The 16,215-nt window shown below is 52.6% G+C and carries 17 protein-coding genes; 11 read left to right on the forward strand and 6 right to left on the reverse strand.

Features of this window, described 5'->3' with window-relative positions:
- Positions 1-41: 41 nt before the first annotated feature.
- Genes hemA through kdsA form a run of 6 tightly spaced genes read left to right on the forward strand, consistent with a single transcriptional unit; the run spans position 42 to position 5,347 of the window.
- Positions 42-1,298: a glutamyl-tRNA reductase gene (hemA, locus tag FDW96_RS06900; RefSeq protein ID WP_137365413.1), complete on the forward strand. Its 1,257-nt coding sequence runs from the start codon at positions 42-44 to the stop codon at positions 1,296-1,298.
- Positions 1,299-1,339: 41 nt separating this feature from the next.
- The gene (gene prfA / locus FDW96_RS06905; protein ID WP_003020786.1) at positions 1,340-2,422 is read left to right on the forward strand and encodes a peptide chain release factor 1; all 1,083 of its coding nucleotides are present in this window, start codon (positions 1,340-1,342) and stop codon (positions 2,420-2,422) included.
- Positions 2,422-3,255, forward strand: a complete 834-nt coding sequence (prmC, locus tag FDW96_RS06910; protein WP_079223838.1) for a peptide chain release factor N(5)-glutamine methyltransferase — start codon at positions 2,422-2,424, stop codon at positions 3,253-3,255. The genes prfA and prmC overlap by 1 nt, the downstream gene beginning before the upstream one ends.
- A complete protein-coding gene (gene sirB2 / locus FDW96_RS06915) occupies positions 3,252-3,644 on the forward strand; it encodes an invasion regulator SirB2 (protein ID WP_042307950.1) in 393 nt (130 codons plus the stop codon). The genes prmC and sirB2 overlap by 4 nt, the downstream gene beginning before the upstream one ends.
- A gap of 3 nt (positions 3,645-3,647) precedes the next feature.
- Positions 3,648-4,457 carry an invasion regulator SirB1 gene (gene sirB1 / locus FDW96_RS06920; protein ID WP_006684256.1) on the forward strand — a complete coding sequence of 270 codons (810 nt, stop codon included), beginning with the start codon at positions 3,648-3,650 and terminating at the stop codon, positions 4,455-4,457.
- A gap of 35 nt (positions 4,458-4,492) precedes the next feature.
- Positions 4,493-5,347, forward strand: a complete 855-nt coding sequence (gene kdsA / locus FDW96_RS06925) for a 3-deoxy-8-phosphooctulonate synthase (RefSeq protein WP_038641145.1) — start codon at positions 4,493-4,495, stop codon at positions 5,345-5,347.
- Positions 5,348-5,393: 46 nt separating this feature from the next.
- On the opposite strand, the gene bdcA is transcribed toward kdsA, so the two are convergent.
- The gene (gene bdcA / locus FDW96_RS06930; RefSeq protein ID WP_137365414.1) at positions 5,394-6,107 is read right to left on the reverse strand and encodes an SDR family oxidoreductase; all 714 of its coding nucleotides are present in this window, start codon (positions 6,105-6,107) and stop codon (positions 5,394-5,396) included.
- Positions 6,108-6,179: 72 nt separating this feature from the next.
- Here bdcA and FDW96_RS06935 point away from each other — a divergent pair, with 72 nt between their 5' ends.
- Positions 6,180-6,770: a TetR/AcrR family transcriptional regulator gene (locus tag FDW96_RS06935; protein WP_137365415.1), complete on the forward strand. Its 591-nt coding sequence runs from the start codon at positions 6,180-6,182 to the stop codon at positions 6,768-6,770.
- A gap of 28 nt (positions 6,771-6,798) precedes the next feature.
- A complete protein-coding gene (locus tag FDW96_RS06940; RefSeq protein ID WP_137365416.1) occupies positions 6,799-8,490 on the forward strand; it encodes an amidohydrolase in 1,692 nt (563 codons plus the stop codon).
- A 56-nt stretch (positions 8,491-8,546) separates the two neighbouring features.
- Here FDW96_RS06940 and chaA read toward each other — a convergent pair whose 3' ends face one another.
- Positions 8,547-9,647, reverse strand: a complete 1,101-nt coding sequence (chaA, locus tag FDW96_RS06945; RefSeq protein ID WP_042307955.1) for a sodium-potassium/proton antiporter ChaA — start codon at positions 9,645-9,647, stop codon at positions 8,547-8,549.
- Positions 9,648-9,921: 274 nt separating this feature from the next.
- On the opposite strand from chaA, the gene chaB reads away from it, so the two are divergent.
- A complete protein-coding gene (chaB, locus tag FDW96_RS06950) occupies positions 9,922-10,152 on the forward strand; it encodes a putative cation transport regulator ChaB (protein WP_038641135.1) in 231 nt (76 codons plus the stop codon).
- Between the two features lie 196 nt (positions 10,153-10,348).
- Entirely contained in the window at positions 10,349-11,044 is a 696-nt protein-coding gene (locus FDW96_RS06955; protein ID WP_038641133.1) for a gamma-glutamylcyclotransferase, read from the forward strand.
- 54 nt (positions 11,045-11,098) lie between these two features.
- On the opposite strand, the gene FDW96_RS06960 is transcribed toward FDW96_RS06955, so the two are convergent.
- Together FDW96_RS06960 and FDW96_RS06965 are read right to left on the reverse strand one after the other, a co-directional pair.
- Entirely contained in the window at positions 11,099-11,344 is a 246-nt protein-coding gene (locus FDW96_RS06960) for a DUF1883 domain-containing protein (RefSeq protein ID WP_038641131.1), read from the reverse strand.
- 260 nt (positions 11,345-11,604) lie between these two features.
- The gene (locus FDW96_RS06965; RefSeq protein ID WP_061381224.1) at positions 11,605-11,958 is read right to left on the reverse strand and encodes a DsrE/DsrF/TusD sulfur relay family protein; all 354 of its coding nucleotides are present in this window, start codon (positions 11,956-11,958) and stop codon (positions 11,605-11,607) included.
- Between the two features lie 250 nt (positions 11,959-12,208).
- Between FDW96_RS06965 and FDW96_RS06970 the strand changes: the two genes are divergently transcribed.
- Positions 12,209-13,552, forward strand: a complete 1,344-nt coding sequence (locus FDW96_RS06970) for a YchO/YchP family invasin (protein WP_252362863.1) — start codon at positions 12,209-12,211, stop codon at positions 13,550-13,552.
- Between the two features lie 21 nt (positions 13,553-13,573).
- Here FDW96_RS06970 and narL read toward each other — a convergent pair whose 3' ends face one another.
- Both narL and narX read right to left on the reverse strand, forming a co-directional pair.
- Positions 13,574-14,224 (reverse strand): two-component system response regulator NarL, encoded by a 651-nt coding sequence (gene narL, locus FDW96_RS06975; protein WP_038641125.1) that lies wholly within the window; start codon positions 14,222-14,224, stop codon positions 13,574-13,576.
- Complete coding sequence (narX, locus tag FDW96_RS06980; RefSeq protein ID WP_042307964.1) at positions 14,217-16,013, reverse strand: nitrate/nitrite two-component system sensor histidine kinase NarX; 1,797 nt, start codon at positions 16,011-16,013, stop codon at positions 14,217-14,219. Before narX ends, narL begins: the two co-directional genes overlap by 8 nt.
- Between the last annotated feature and the right edge of the window lie 202 nt (positions 16,014-16,215).

Raw genomic sequence — 16,215 nt, forward strand, 5'->3', positions numbered from 1 at the left:
CCCAGTCTAACCTTATCAACGCTGGTACTATTCCCGCTCACATGACCCTTTTAGCGCTTGGTATTAACCATAAAACGGCACCTGTATCGCTGCGAGAACGCGTAACGTTTTCGCCGGATACGCTCGATCAGGCGTTGGACAGCCTGCAAGCGCTGCCAATGGTGCAGGGCGGGGTAGTGCTGTCGACGTGTAACCGCACAGAGATTTACCTCAGCGTGGAAGAGCAGGACAACCTGCAAGAAGCGCTGATTCGCTGGTTGTGCGAATACCATAATCTTAATGAAGAAGACCTGCGCAATAGCCTGTACTGGCACCAGGACAATGACGCCGTCAGCCATCTGATGCGCGTTGCCAGTGGTCTGGATTCGCTGGTGCTCGGCGAGCCGCAGATTTTGGGACAGGTTAAAAAAGCCTTTGCGGATTCGCAGAAAGGCCACCAGAACGCCAGTGCGCTGGAGCGTATGTTCCAGAAATCGTTCTCTGTCGCTAAACGTGTCCGTACCGAAACTGATATCGGCGCCAGCGCTGTTTCCGTGGCTTTTGCTGCCTGTACGCTGGCGCGGCAGATCTTTGAATCGCTCTCCACAGTGACCGTACTGTTAGTCGGCGCAGGCGAGACCATCGAGCTGGTGGCGCGTCATTTGCGCGAACACAAAGTGAAGAAGATGATCATCGCCAACCGTACGCGTGAACGCGCGCAGGTGCTGGCGGATGAAGTCGGCGCTGAAGTGATTTCATTGAGCGATATCGATGCCCGCTTGCAGGATGCCGATATCATTATCAGTTCAACCGCCAGTCCGCTGCCGATTATCGGTAAAGGAATGGTAGAGCGTGCGCTTAAAAACCGTCGTAACCAGCCTATGCTGCTGGTGGATATCGCCGTACCGCGCGATGTCGAGCCGGAAGTGGGCAAATTGTCCAACGCCTACTTGTACAGCGTTGACGATCTGCAAAGCATCATTTCGCATAACCTGGCCCAGCGCAAAGCGGCGGCCGTGGAAGCCGAAACGATTGTGGAGCAGGAAACCAGTGAGTTTATGGCCTGGTTACGTGCCCAGGGCGCAAGCGACACTATCCGCGAGTATCGCAGTCAGTCAGAACAGATCCGTGATGAACTGACCGCCAAAGCGTTGGCCGCTCTTCAACAGGGCGGTGATGCGCAAGCCATTATGCAGGATCTGGCCTGGAAACTGACTAACCGTCTGATCCACGCACCAACCAAATCACTTCAACAGGCCGCCCGTGACGGGGATAGTGAACGCCTGAATATTCTGCGCGACAGCCTCGGGCTGGAGTAGCAACACACCAATCTTATTTTTTACAGGGTGCATTTACGCCTATGAAGCCTTCTATCGTTGCCAAACTGGAAGCCCTGCATGAACGTCATGAAGAAGTTCAGGCGCTGCTCGGCGATGCGGGTACTATCGCAGACCAGGACCGCTTTCGTGCACTGTCGCGCGAATATGCGCAATTAAGCGATGTATCGCGCTGTTTTACGGACTGGCAACAGGTTCAGGAAGATATCGAGACAGCTCAGATGATGCTCGACGATCCTGAAATGCGTGAAATGGCGCAGGATGAACTGCGCGAAGCAAAAGAGAAATGTGAACAGTTGGAACAACATCTGCAGGTTCTGCTGTTACCGAAAGATCCTGATGACGAACGTAACGCCTTCCTTGAAGTGCGGGCGGGAACCGGCGGTGATGAAGCCGCGCTGTTTGCTGGCGATCTGTTCCGTATGTACAGTCGTTACGCTGAATCGCGCCGCTGGCGGGTTGAGATCATGAGCGCCAGCGAAGGCGAGCATGGCGGTTTTAAAGAAGTTATTGCCAAGATCAGCGGCGAAGGCGTTTACGGCCGACTGAAATTTGAGTCCGGTGGTCATCGCGTGCAGCGCGTACCGGCGACGGAATCACAGGGCCGTATTCATACCTCCGCCTGTACGGTTGCGGTTATGCCGGAGCTGCCGGATGCTGAACTGCCGGACATCAACCCGGCCGATCTGCGTATTGATACCTTCCGCTCATCAGGCGCTGGCGGTCAGCACGTTAACACCACCGACTCTGCAATCCGTATTACCCACTTGCCAACCGGCATCGTGGTGGAATGCCAGGACGAACGTTCACAGCATAAAAACAAAGCGAAAGCGATGTCGGTGCTGGGAGCGCGCATTCGTGCGGCCGAAGTGGCAAGACGTCAACAGGCGGAAGCCTCTGAGCGTCGCAACCTGCTGGGCAGCGGCGATCGCAGCGATCGCAACCGCACCTATAACTTCCCGCAGGGGCGCGTAACCGATCACCGCATTAACCTGACGCTCTACCGTCTGGATGAAGCGATGGAAGGTAAACTGGATATGCTCATTGAGCCAATTGTCCAGGAATACCAGGCCGATCAACTGGCGGCGTTGTCCGAGCAGGATTAATGGACTATCAGCACTGGCTGCGTGAAGCGATAAGCCAATTACAGGCAAGCGAAAGCCCGCGCCGTGACGCCGAGATTTTACTCGAGTTCGTTACCGGCAAGGGGCGCACCTTTATTCTGGCTTTCGGTGAAACGCTGTTAACCGAGGCGCAGCGTCAGCAGCTCAATACGTTACTGGAGCGGCGTCAGCGGGGCGAACCCGTGGCGCACTTAACCGGCGTGCGCGAGTTCTGGTCGCTGCCGCTGTTTGTATCGTCGGCCACGCTGATTCCGCGTCCGGATACCGAGTGTCTGGTGGAGCAGGCGCTGGCTCGCCTGCCATCCTCTGCATGTCGCATTCTCGATCTGGGAACCGGTACGGGCGCGATTGCGCTGGCGCTGGCAACCGAGCGTCCGGATTGCACCGTGACGGCGGTTGATCGGATGCCGGATGCTGTGGCGCTGGCTATGCGCAATACACAGCACCTGGCTATCGACAATGTTAACGTGCTGCAAAGCGACTGGTTTAGCGCTTTGCAGGGGCAGCAGTTTGACATGATTGTCAGCAATCCGCCGTACATCGACGAACAGGATCCGCATTTGGCACAGGGCGATGTGCGCTTTGAGCCGCTGTCGGCGCTGGTGGCGGGCGATCAGGGGCTGGCGGATATCGTCCATATTATTGACCAGGCTCAGCACGTGTTAACGCCCGGCGGCTATCTTTTGCTGGAACATGGCTGGCAGCAGGGCGAGGCCGTGCGCGATGCCTTTACTCGCGCGGGTTATCTGGCGGTTGAAACCTGCCGTGATTACGGCGGTAACGAGCGAATTACGCTTGGACGCCTCCCATCATGAGTACCATCAGTCTGTTACTCAACGTTCATCTCATCAGCATTGCGCTTTCTGTTAGTCTGCTGACGCTGCGTTTTTGGTGGCGTTACACCGACGCGCGTCTAGCCCGTGCCCGCTGGACGCGCATTGTGCCGCCGGTGGTGGATACCGTTTTACTACTCAGCGGCGTAGCGTTAATGGTTAAAACGCACGTCCTGCCATTCACCGAACAAGGGACATGGCTGACTGAAAAGCTGTTTGGGGTTATCATTTACATCGTTTTGGGTTTTATTGCGCTCGATTACCGTCGGGCGCGCAGCCAGCAGGCGCGATTAGTCGCATTTCCGCTGGCGTTGGTGGTGCTGTACATCATCATTAAACTCGCCACCACAAAAATACCGTTACTGGGGTAATTCATGAGGTCGTTAGCTGATTTCGAATTTAATAAAGCGCCATTGTGTGATGGGATGATCCTGGCGTCGGAGTCTATCCGTCTGGATTTTCCAACACAAACTGTCTATGACGAACTGGAACGTCTGGTCAGTCTGGCGCAAGAAGAAATTAGCCAGCTCCTGTCTCAGGATGAGCAACTGGAAAAACTGCTGGCACTTTTTTACGGCGAATGGGGGTTTACGGACACCCACGGCGTCTATCGTCTTTCTGATGCACTATGGCTCGACCAGGTTCTGAAAAATCGTCAGGGCAGTGCTGTTTCGTTGGGCGCGATCTTATTGTGGATTGCCAACCGACTGGATTTGCCGCTGGTACCGGTGATTTTCCCGACACAACTCATCCTGCGCATTGAATCGCTCGATGGCGAAATGTGGCTAATCAATCCGTTCAATGGCGAAACGTTAAATGAACACACGCTGGAAGTGTGGCTGAAGGGGAACATCAGCCCGGTCGCGGAACTGTTTAATGAAGATCTGGATGAAGCGGATAACGCAGAAGTGATCCGCAAACTGCTCGACACGCTGAAATCATCGCTGATGGAAGAGCGGCAAATGGAACTGGCGCTGCGTGCCAGTGAAGCATTATTGCAGTTTAATCCTGAAGATCCGTATGAAATTCGCGATCGGGGATTGATATATGCGCAACTGGAGTGTGAACATGTTGCGCTGACAGATTTAAGTTATTTCGTTGAGCAGTGTCCGGAAGACCCGATCAGCGAAATGATTCGTGCGCAGATTAATACCATTTCGCACAAACAAATTGTATTGCATTGATTAATGACACTTTACCTACCGTTTAAGGCGATCCTATGAAACAAAAAGTGGTTAGCATTGGCGACATCAACGTGGCAAATGACCTGCCGTTCGTGCTGTTTGGCGGAATGAACGTGCTGGAATCCCGCGACCTGGCGATGCGCATTTGTGAGCACTACGTAACCGTTACTCAAAAACTGGGTATCCCTTACGTGTTCAAAGCCTCCTTTGATAAAGCCAACCGTTCTTCCATCCACTCTTACCGTGGACCGGGCCTTGAAGAAGGGATGAAAATCTTCCAGGAACTGAAGCAAACTTTTGGCGTAAAAGTGATCACCGACGTTCACGAAGCCAGCCAGGCACAGCCTGTTGCTGATGTGGTGGATGTGATTCAACTGCCGGCATTCCTCGCTCGCCAGACCGATCTGGTGGAAGCGATGGCGAAAACCGGCGCTGTTATCAACGTGAAAAAACCGCAGTTCGTAAGCCCGGGTCAGATGGGTAATATCGTGGATAAATTCCATGAAGGCGGTAACGATAAGGTTATCCTGTGTGACCGTGGCGCAAACTTCGGTTATGACAACCTGGTTGTGGATATGCTGGGCTTTAGCGTGATGAAAAAGGTCTCTGGCAATTCGCCGGTGATTTTCGACGTCACCCATGCGCTGCAGTGCCGCGACCCGTTTGGCGCCGCAAGCGGCGGCCGTCGTGGTCAGGTGACCGAACTGGCGCGCGCGGGCATGGCGGTAGGTCTGGCAGGCTTGTTTATTGAAGCGCATCCGGATCCAGCCAATGCGAAATGCGATGGCCCATCCGCACTGCCGCTGGCGAAACTGGAACAGTTCCTCACGCAGATCAAAGCGATTGATGATCTGGTGAAAAGCTTCGACGAACTCGATACTGAGAACTAAGTTCGCTGAACAGGCCGGGGCACTTGTCGCCGGCCTGTTATTACTGTCAGGCGCCAAACGCCCCATCAATGGTATGCATAGCTCCCGTCACAAACCCGGCCTCCGGACCAGCCAGCCAGGCAACCATTCCGGCCACTTCTTCTGGTCGACCGTGTCGTTTTAGTGCCATAAAGCTGTGCATCAGCTCTTTCAATGGACCTTCTGCTGGATTAGCGTCAGTATCAATGGGACCCGGTTGCACCACGTTGACCGTAATACCGCGTGCGCCTAAATCACGCGCCAGCCCTCGTGCCAGGCCTTGCAGAGCAGACTTACTTAACGCGTAGGAAGCCATACCGGCAATTGGCATACGATCGCCGTTTACTGAACCAATAATGATAATCCGTCCGCCATCAGGCATTTGTCGTGCCGCCTCGACTGCCGCGTACCAGGGGGCATGGATATTAATGCGGAACAGGCGCTCAACGTCATCGGGATCCTGCTCCAGTGCGTCGCCGAACAGTACAATTCCTGCATTCACCACTAACACATCCAGCGGGCCGCTTTCCCGTACCCGGCTAATGACGGCATCGCGATCGGCGCTATCGGTTTGCGCCGTGTGGGCCCCTGTTTCATCCGCAAGCGCTTTTGCTGCGTCTGCTGAGCCTGAATAGGTAAAGGTCACCGCTGCGCCATCTGCGGCGAAACGGCGCACAATAGCCGCGCCAATCCCACGACTGCCGCCAAGAACCAGAACTGACTTGCCGTTAAATAGGGACATGAGATACTCCTTGAACAATTATGTAGTGATCGATATATAATGGGCGCATGGTTTTCTGTCAATGGATTTGTAATGAGCACTACAAAATGTTCGCGCGCCCCAGGGCGACCACGTAATTTTGATCCGGAACTGGCTGTTGCCAAAGTACAGCCCTTATTTCACGCGCATGGATACGACGCTGTGAGCGTAGCGGATGTTACGCAGGCCCTGAACATCAAGCCCCCGAGTTTCTATGCCGCTTTTGGGAACAAAATCGGTCTTTATGAACGCGTGCTTGGTCGCTATGTACAAACCGATGCGATCCCGTTTGATGACATTTTGCGTTCTGATAGGCCGGTTGCCGAGTGCCTTGCTGCATTGCTTGAAGAGGCGGCGCGACGCTATGCCGCGGATCCGCATGCGCCAGGTTGTTTGGTTCTGGAGGGCACGCATAGCAACGATCCGCAGGCGCGGCAGGTGGCAAGGACTTTCTACTCGGTTGCTGAATATAAAATTCATGACTTTATCGCCGCGCGCCATCCCGAAGTGGCTGACAGCCTGACCGATTATGTCAGTACCACGATGCTCGGTCTGTCGGGAAAAGCCCGTTGTGGGCATACGCTCGAACGTTTGCTATCCAGCGCACACATCGCCAGCCTGGCGGTGCTGCATCAGCTTTCCTGATTTTCATCACGTGAAAAGGTAGATAAATATGATGGGTAAACTGGGACTCCGCTTTAATACTCCCCCTCCGGCTATTCGCAACGCAACGTTGGCCACAATTCTGATTGGAACTTCATTTCTGGTGCATTCTCAGGACAAGGCCGATGTTATTTTGTATAACGGCAAGCTGATTACCATGGATGAACAACAACCCAACGCGCAGGCGCTGGCGGTAAAAGGGCGGCATATTATTGCGGTGGGTAATAATGAAACGGTGAAAAAATGGTCCGGACCGAACACGAAGGAAATCAATCTTACGGGGCAAACCGTTATTCCGGGATTAATTGATGCGCATCTGCATGGCATTCGGGGTGGGAGGACGTTTTTATTTGAAACCTACTGGTTTGATACTAAAAATTTACCCGATGCGTTAAATAAATTGTCGCAATCTGCGGCACAGAAAAATACTGCGCAATGGGTGGCGGTGGCTGGCTCATGGATACCTGAACAATTTGCTGAAAAACGGGATCCGACGGTTCAGGAACTGAATCAGGCGGTGCCTCATCATCCTGCGTATATACAAAGCCTTTATGACTATGCCCTGTTAAATCAAAAGGCTATCGAGACCCTAAAACTTAATAGTTCACAGCCGGATGTTCCGGCAGGGATCGTGATAGAACGCGATGACAAAGGGCTGGCAACGGGGAAATTGCGCGGGACCATTGGCAGTTTTAACCAGCTTTTCGCCCAGATTAGCCAGACTTCCGATGTTGAAAAGAACCTTAACGCCTTTGTTCGTTATTTAAATAAACGCGGTGTGGTCGGGTTTATCGATCCTTCTGCCGGGCATGAGCAAGCTTATCGTGATTTCTTTAAACTTCAGCAGCAGCAACCTCTCAGGATACGCGTTGGATATCGTTTATCCGCACCGCCTGGTAATGAAACGGAATGGTTTAAACAACGTCTGGCATTTCGCCCGGCAATACACGATGACGGCAGAATAGCCTTTCTGGGCTTCGGTGAAAGCCTGGTGATGGCAATGAATGACGGCGTACGGATGTCATCTGGATTTAAGTCTTCTGCACAATCCCAACAAGAACAATTTAAGGTGCTCCAGCTTGCCGCCCAGGAAGGGGTTGCCGTAGAAATACATGCCTATACCGATGACAGTGCAGATGCGATTTTAGATCTCATTAGCGAGGTGGCTAAATCGTATGACATTGCTCCGTTACGCTGGTCTATTGCGCATCTCAATACCGGTACGCCAGAAACAATTGCCCGCATGAAGAAACTCGGCTTGGCCTATTCTGTCCAGATGGGGCCATATTTTGAATCTCCCGCCATCGAACGCGCAAATGATAAAACGGTGGCGGCACTCTCATCGCCAGTTCAACCCGCGTTAGAGCAGGGGGTAATCGTTGCCGGCGGTACAGATGCGACGCGGATTGGCGTTGCGGGAGTGTGGCATGCCATTGAGTATCATGTCACAGGTAAAGCACTCGACGGCTCGATACGCCATGACTCACGCCAGTTAAGCCGGGAAGATGCGTTAAAAATGTATACCCGAAATGCCGCCTGGCTCGCTTTTGCCGAACAGCAACGGGGAAGTTTGCGGGCCGGTAAGCTCGCCGATTTTGCGGTGCTGAATCAAGATATTATGGCTATTCCGCCAGACAAATTGCATCAAACGGAATCGTTATTAACGTTTGTCGATGGCCAACAGGTTTATCCGGAGCAATAAACGCGGTAAAAGAAAACGGCCCTGAAGCAGGGCCGTAGGTTCCGCTAAAATGATAATCAGGCAAATATCGTCATCAGATAGGCGATAAATAGTGCCAGATGCGCCGCACCGTTAAGTACATTGGTACGTCCGGTGGAGAAAGAGATATGGCACAGTACCAGCGACGAGACCATGACAATCATCTCTGGCGCGCCCAAAGCAAACACCAAATCATTGCCTGTTGCCCAGGCGATCAGCGTCACTACCGGTACGGTGAGTGAAATAGTGGCTAATACTGAACCGAAGAACAAATTCATTGCCCGCTGTACCTGATTGTTCAGAACCGCTTTCAGCGCCCCCAGCCCTTCAGGCGAGAGGATCAACAGCGCCACCAGGAAACCGGTAAATGCCACGGGGGCATTGAGTTCAGTCAGCAAGGTTTCCAGCGGACTGGCGTTCATCTTGGTGACGGCGATAACGGCGATCAGGTGAATGATGAGCCAGGCAGCGTGCCATATATTGCTGTGCGCCGACGGCTTACCGTGATGCGGGTCGTCGTCGTCACCCTCATCTTCATGCTCGTAAATGAACAGGCTTTGGTGCGTTTTTGTTTGAATCAGCAAAAAAACGCCGTACATTGCCGCAGAAATGAGTGCCACCAGTAGCGCCTGGGCGGTAGTAAAATTGGCTCCCGGTAACGCCATTGGAAACACCAGCACAATAATGGCCAGCGGAAACAGGGCGATTAAATACTGCTTAATACCAAACAGGTTCATATACTGAGTGGCAAATTTGCGGCCGCCCAGCAGTAATGAAAAACCGACTAAACCGCCGGTGACGATCATAATGATCGAATACAGCGTGTCGCGCATTAGCGTAGGCGCGGCATCGCCGGTCGCCATTAATGCGGAAATTAAACTGACTTCAAGAATAACAACGGACAGACTGAGGATCAGCGAGCCGTAGGGTTCGCCAAGTCGATGTGCTAATACGTCCGCATGACGGACAACGCTGAATGCGCTACTTAATATACCAATAAGGGCAAGCGCATTAATGCCGATGACCACTGGTAGTGACTGACTGCTCCCCCATAAGAACAGTACTACCAGCGCCAAAATCGGGAAGACGAGAGAGGTCTCCTTGTGGCGGGTTTTTACCGCCTCATGTACTTGTGTCATTAAGCTAATTCTCCATCTCTGCAGGTATTTATAATTATAAAAGTATTAAAGAATGTAAAAAATAACAGAAAAAGCGGTTTTGTAGGTGACATTTTACGAAATTTTACCGCATCGCTTATTTTTCTTCTCTAAGTGGTCAAAAACAAACTTCTTGTTTATAGAGTATTTAATTAACAGAAGGTTAGATGAGGAAATATTTTAAAAATGTTCATTATTGGCGCATCGCAGCATTGTTAACCACACTTAAGGTTTAGCCCAAAAAGAGGAGTTCACAATGCCCTATAAATCGAAAAGCGATCTGCCTGACAGCGTACAGCATGTTCTGCCATCCCATGCTCAGGACATCTATAAAGAAGCCTTCAACAGCGCCTGGGAACAGTACAAAGATAAATCTGATCGTCGCGATGATGCTACCCGAGAAGAGACGGCACACAAGGTGGCATGGGCCGCGGTGAAAAATGATTATCAAAAAGGTGATGATGATAAATGGCATAAAAAGACGTAACAGTATCAATTATAATGCCTTTATCAATTAGCCCGAATCAGCCGTTAGCGAATCGTGCTACGCCGCGTCGCTGCTGGCTTGCAAGCGAGCGGTGAATTGCCTATTGTCCAGCTATTGGTTTCAAAATGAGCAGTAAAAAGGCCTGGAAGGCGTCAAAAAAGTTGTCGCAGGGAAGCAGCAGTGGCGGAGGTGTAAGGTGTTAACGCGTGATTTTTTATTGAATGCCGACTGTAAGACGGCATTTGGCGCTATTGAAGAATCACTACTCTGGTCAGCGGAACAACGGGCAGCCTCACTGGCCGCCACGCTTGCTTGTCGACCAGATGATGGACCGGTGTGGATCTTCGGTTATGGATCGTTGATGTGGAACCCGGCCTTAGAATTTGAAGAGTCCTGTACCGGGACATTGGTCGGTTGGCACCGTGCATTTTGCCTGCGTCTGACGGCGGGGCGTGGAACGGCCTGTCAGCCGGGACGGATGCTGGCTCTGAAAGAGGGGGGACGCACTACAGGTGTGGCTTATCGCTTACCGGACGCGTCGCTGGAACAAGAACTTTCTCTGCTGTGGAAGCGTGAAATGATCACCGGTTGCTACCTGCCGACCTGGTGTCAGTTGGCGCTGGATGACGGACGGACGGTGAACGCGCTAGTCTTTATTATGGATCCGCGCCATCCACTGTTTGAGTCGGATACACGCGCGCAGGTGATTGCGCCGCTTATCGCTGCGGCCAGTGGACCTTTAGGCACCAATGCCCAATATCTGTTCTCTCTGGAACAAGAACTGGTGAAGCTGGGAATGCAGGATGATTGTCTTAACGATCTGGTGATTACGGTCAAACGGTTGTTGGGAGAGAACCTGCCGGAAGGGATTATACGACCAGGTTTTGCATAGCGTCGGCGGAGTGTAGTGTGCCCGACAGCCAGGTGCTTATCGGGCATTTCACGATTACGCTGCAATAAAACTAATCGAATGCTCAAGCGACTGACTGTGGCTGTCGATCAGCACGTTCCAGACGCCGGTATAAGGTACGGTCAACCATGCGTTATCACGATCCTGCACGCTTAAGATGTCGGACTGCGTGTCTTTGACGTGATTTTTCTCGCTCATCAGGTGGATGTGGCAGCGCTCGGAACAGCGCACTACCACCGTATCGCCACCAAATAACTTTAAACTCGCTTTCACTAATGCCATTTTTCACCCCGTTCTTGAAAACAACGTACTTTCTGTCGAAAGTGCTGCGTGATGTTGTTCACATTTCACTCATTGCATAACACCAAAGGGGGAGCAACAGGATGCTGATTTTGATCAAAAAATGGCATAACGATTAAACAAAAGTGACAAAATTCCTCAAAACGGTTGAAAGGGCGTGCTAACGTTCAACGAAACCGCGCCCATCTAAGATTAAATCCGGAAATTTCCGGCACTTTCAGTGCGCGTGCCTGCAAGCGCTGTCAGAAGGTCAATACTTTATCTGCAGCCAGCGTCCATTGGGCTAGTTCTGGCAGCGTGCCCACGGCTACACCATCAATTAAAGGCAGGTCGGTGATCCCCCGACCGTCAGTGCAGGTTTTGCACAGTTTTACCGGAACATTTTGCGCTGTCAGGATCTCCAGCATTTGCTGGATATTGTATCCTTCCGCCGGCTTCTGACCGCGTAATCCCGCCGTAACCGCATCCGACATTAAAAACAGACGCAGATCGAGACAGGCTTCTTGTTCACGCAAGGCGATGGCCAGACGCAGGCTGTTAAATAACGATTCGCTTCCATAGGCCGCACCGTTCGCGACGATCACTATCTTTTGCATTTTGACTCCTGTTGTCGGATGGGAGGGATAATTCCTGGTGTGTATGGTACTCCCTGTACCAGATATCGAAAAGAAAGCATGTGAGGGCCCCTTATTATTCGGGTCAGAAAATCCCGAAAACAGGGATAAAAGCTGCAATTAATTGCTGAAGACGTTATGGTTTAGGTTAAGTGTGCCTAATTAATTGATTTAAGAAATAACTAACGATTTGAGCCGTATTATTTATTTTCCTCTCGCCGTATTTGCACTCTTGCCACTGGCAGGGGGTAATGCCAACGCACAATCCTCTTTTGTTCACCAGGCTGAAAACCCATTCGATAACAATAGCGATGGCTTGCCCGATCTCGGTATGGCGCCGGAATCGCGGGCAGGCGAAAAGCATTTTGCCGAAATGGTGAAAGCATTTGGTGAAGCCAGTATGACCGATAACGGCCTTGATACCGGCGAACAGGCGAAGCAGTTCGCGTTTGGTCAGGTACGTGACACGGTTAGCGAACAGGTGAATCAACAACTGGAATCCTGGCTCTCTCCCTGGGGAAACGCCAGCGTCGGGTTGCAGGTTGATAAAGAGGGCAGCTTTACCGGCAGTCGGGGAAGTTGGTTTATTCCGTGGCAGGACAATCAACGCTATCTTACCTGGAGCCAGTTAGGCTTAACGCAACAGGATGAGGGCTTAGTCAGTAATGCGGGAATTGGGCAGCGCTGGGTACACGACGGCTGGCTACTGGGTTACAACACGTTTTATGACAATCTGTTGGATGAAAATCTGCCCCGGGGCGGCTTAGGTGCAGAAGCGTGGGGCGAGTATTTACGTTTATCCGCTAACTACTATCAACCGTTTTCCTCATGGCAGGAGCGTTCCACCACGCAGGAACAACGGATGGCCCGCGGCTACGACCTGACCGCGCAAATGCGGATGCCGTTCTATCAACATCTCAATACCAGCGTCAGCGTTGAACAGTATTTTGGCGACCGGGTGGATCTGTTTCATTCAGGAACCGGGTATCATAATCCGGTGGCGGTGAACCTCGGGCTGAGTTATACGCCGGTGCCGCTGATTACGATGACTGCCCAGCATAAGCAGGGTGAAAATGGCGTCAGTCAGAATAACGTTGGATTAACGCTGAATTATCGTTTCGGCGTTCCGTTAAAAAAACAGCTGATGGTCAGCGAAGTGGCAAACAGCCGCTCGCTGCGCGGCAGTCGTTATGACGATCCGCAGCGGAATAGTTTGCCGACGATGGAGTATCGCCAGCGTAAAACCCTGTCGGTATTTTTGGCCACGCCGCCCTGGGATCTCAAGCCTGGAGAAACGGTGGCGCTGAAGGTACAAGTGCGCAGCCTGCATGGGATTCGCCATCTTGCATGGCAGGGTGATACTCAGGCGCTGAGCTTAACCGCTGGCAGCAGTACCCGAAGCGCACAGGGCTGGACGATTATTATGCCGAAGTGGGACAGTAGAGAAGGGGCGACAAACCGCTGGCGGCTGTCGGTAGTGGTAGAAGATGAACTGGGCCAGCGTGTCTCTTCCAATGAGATCACGCTATCACTGACCGAACCGTTTATCAGCGTTTCGGCAAATGATCCTCGTTAACCATGATGCACGACTGCGTTATCAGAAAATGCGTTCCTGATGCACCCAAACCGCCGCTTCTACGCGTGATTTGAGCTTCATTTTCTTCAGCATGTGCTTCACATGAACTTTTACCGTGCTTTCGGTGATGTCCAGGCGGCGGGCAATCATCTTGTTAGGCAGGCCCTGGGCAATAAGCTTGAGAATATCGCGCTCGCGCGGCGTCAACTGGGTGACATCACGGTCAGACGTTGCGCGGTTGGCGCGCAGGCTGGCGGCCAGAACCGGCGTTAAGGCTTCACTCAGCACCATTTCACCAGCGGCGGCCTGCTGTAATGCTTTCAGTAAATCTTCCGGCTCCATATCTTTCAGCAGGTAACCATCCGCGCCGCGTTTCAGTGCGGTAACGACATCTTCTTCATGATTGGATACGCTAAACACCACGATGCGGCCAGACAGGGACTTTTCACGCAGCTTGTCGAGGGTTTCCAGACCGTTCATACCAGGCATGTTGAGATCCAGCAGGATCAGATCGGGATCAAGAGATTCAGCCAGCTCGATACCCTGTTCGCCATTGCTGGCTTCACCGACAACGGTGATATCCTGCGCCATGCTGACAAGCTGTTTTACACCGGTTCGCAGCATCGGATGATCGTCGATCAACAGGATGGTTGCCGGTTCCAGATTACTCATGGGTATCTCCTTGGACTTCTGTGAAGTTTGTTTCGGGAATAAAAGTGACAGTAACTTCAGTACCGCCTGTCTCACGACGGCGTACACGGCAATCGCCGCGCAAGCTCTGCGCACGGTCGCGCATTATTATCATGCCGTAGTGGTTACTGCGTTCGGCGTTTTCCGGTACGCCGCAGCCGTTATCTTGTACTGTGAGTTTGATCTGCTTACCATTTTGCACCACCGTCACGACGACTTCATCGGCATGGGAGTGCTTCAGGGCGTTGCTCAGGGCTTCACGAGCAATTTGCAATAAGTGAATCGCCTGATGCGAAGGGACCAGGCGCGGCGGCAACTGATAATCCAGCTTAACCGCAAAACCGAAGCGGGCGCTGTATTCCTGACAGCTGGCTTCCAGCGCGGGTCGCAATCCGGGTTCGGTGAGCTGTAAACGGAAGGTCGTTAACAGCTCACGCAGTTGCGCCCACGAGGCGTTCAGTTCATTACGAATCTGGCTAAGCAGTTCGCGGCTATTCTCGGGCAGCGCATCGCCCTGCATCTGCAAACAGCTAACCTGCATCTTCATGCATGAAAGCGATTGTGCAATAGAATCATGGAGTTCGCGCGCAATGGTGGCACGCTCTTCCATCACGATCAACTGCTGCTGGCGTTCCTGATGTCTGTCGAGCGCCAGCGTTGCGGTCAGTTGCTCAACCAGGGTATCGACCAGTTGTTGCTGATCGTGGCTGAGATGGCGTCCGTTCGGCAACGTAGCGAGCAGGATACCATACTGGGTATGTGCGTCGGTCAGCCGCCATTTCAGCGTGATACCACCGTCTATCGCGGGCAGCGTACCGCGTGGGCATAGATGACATCCTTTCTCATCGCAACTGACATTGGACTGACAGGTAAATTCCTGATGATTATCTTCATCTTCCAGATCATAAACCCGCAGCTCAATATCATGCAGCAGGGTCAAATTTTGCAGGCCGTTCAGCACCGGAGAGAGGCGTTCGCACAATGGCACCTGAGAATGTAGACGGCGGTTGGCTTGCCACAGAAAAGAGAGGATCTGATTTTTATGCTCCAGCCCGGCCGTTTTCTCCTGCACACGCTGTTCCAGTACCGCATAACTTTCAGCCAGCTCTTCCGACATATTATTCAGCGCCGAGCCCAGAGCCGCCATCTCATTACGCCCGCTGATATGCGCACGTTGGGTAAAATCACGTTGGCTGACGGCTCGCGCCATCGCCAATAGCTGTTTCCACGGCTCCAGCAGGCGTACGCGTAGCCAGATAATAGTGAAGACCAGCAGTAAGGCCATAAATGCCGCCATCAGGCGATGTAACAGGACGACGCGTTCAATCCGCAATTCGGTGGTATGGTCGAAGGCGGTAACCAGCTTATCCAGCCCAACGACAAAGCGCGTTACATCTTGCGCCACCGCATCAGGCGTTTGCGCGTGGGCAAGCCCTGGCGCCAGCTCAGTGTGCCAGTAATCCTGTAATGCTTTTAACTGCGCCTGTTGTCCATCGCGCTGTGCGGCCCGCGTTAACTCTGGACTAAACGCCGTTTTCTCCATTTCATCCAGTAGCGGTTGATCGTCGGCTTCCAGGGGTACCGCCGCCAGCAGACGATAACTCTGCATACGCAGCGAGCCGGCTTTGTTAATTGCATGGGCGCTACCCTGAACGCCCTGAACCAGCCAACCGGAGACAGCCATACCTGCCACGCCGATGGCAGTAGACAATAAAACAATCAGCGCCACCTGGTTGACCAGCGTAAGCGGGGAGAGACAACGTTTAAACATGGTGACTTGTTCCTTCGGGTCTTCGTAGAACAGAAACCCTTTTGAATAACGGTTCTGCTGCAGGCAGTGGCGTTATTCTCGGCGATACACTGGAGTATACCCATACCTCAAACGGGCTACCTCTTAATTGCCAGCTGAGGGGGGGGGCATGGGTCAGGGGGAGTAGAAGACGACAGAAGCGTGAAAAACCACATCTTTTTTA

This window comes from Citrobacter sp. TBCS-15, assembly GCF_005280815.1.
Taxonomy (GTDB): domain Bacteria; phylum Pseudomonadota; class Gammaproteobacteria; order Enterobacterales; family Enterobacteriaceae; genus Citrobacter; species Citrobacter werkmanii.